This window comes from Alkalibacterium indicireducens (genome assembly GCF_039522005.1).
Taxonomy (GTDB): domain Bacteria; phylum Bacillota; class Bacilli; order Lactobacillales; family Carnobacteriaceae_A; genus Alkalibacterium; species Alkalibacterium indicireducens.
In genome coordinates this window covers 1-769 of record NZ_BAAADA010000223.1, presented here as the reverse complement: position 1 = coordinate 769, position 769 = coordinate 1, and the positions used below count along the sequence as shown (strand labels likewise).

Below are 769 nucleotides of genomic sequence, written 5' to 3'. Positions count from 1 at the left end.
AAAGTGCGTACTATTTTTGTTTTTTGGTTTGTTTTAAAATTTTTTTCATTCTTTTTTGAGGAATAATTTCAGTGTCCGTTCTAAACCCAAACTCCTCATGGAGTTGATCAGTCAAATCCGTTCGTGTATAGGTTGGAATATATCCTTCTCCCAAGTATTCAAACACACGCATCTTGCGTAGTGTATCAATGATATCAGGACAGGTATAGGCTTCATCTAACTTTTTTTCAAGAATACGATAAACCAGTAATGAAAGAAAACAAGTGAGGAAATGTGCTTTAATCCGGTCATCCTTTCGAACAAAAACCGGTCGTGCACGCATTTCACTTTTCAGAATACGAAAGGTTTCTTCAATCTCCCAGCGCCGTTGAGATATTTTAAGTATCTCTTCCGAATCCCCCGATACATTTGTACAGATACCGTATAAACCATCGTATTTCGCTTCTTCTTTTATCTTCTCTTGATCTACTGTGACTTGAAAGTCCTTAGCGATTTCGCCTTCTTTAGTGACATGTGTCTCTTTTAAGAAACGCTTGAAATCTGTTGGACGTTTTTTCTTTAATTGACTCGGGTTATCGGCTTTCTTCATAGCTCGTTCAATCTGTTTTCTGCGAATCTCTTCTTGATAGCGTTTATGTTTGGGAGAAAAAGTGATAATCAATCGCTGTTCTAATCCATTTTCATGTATCCAGCGTTCTTTATAATAGTGTCCTTTATCTTTTTCTAAATCCAAATCTTCCAGATTTATTTTACGGGCAGACCGATGCGA

At 36.8% G+C, this 769-nt stretch carries 1 protein-coding gene; it reads right to left on the bottom strand.

Annotated features, from left to right (window positions below):
* Positions 1-10: 10 nt before the first annotated feature.
* A partial coding sequence (locus tag ABFX15_RS12050) for an IS1634 family transposase (RefSeq protein ID WP_346025636.1) occupies positions 11-769 on the bottom strand: 759 nt, incomplete at its 5' end.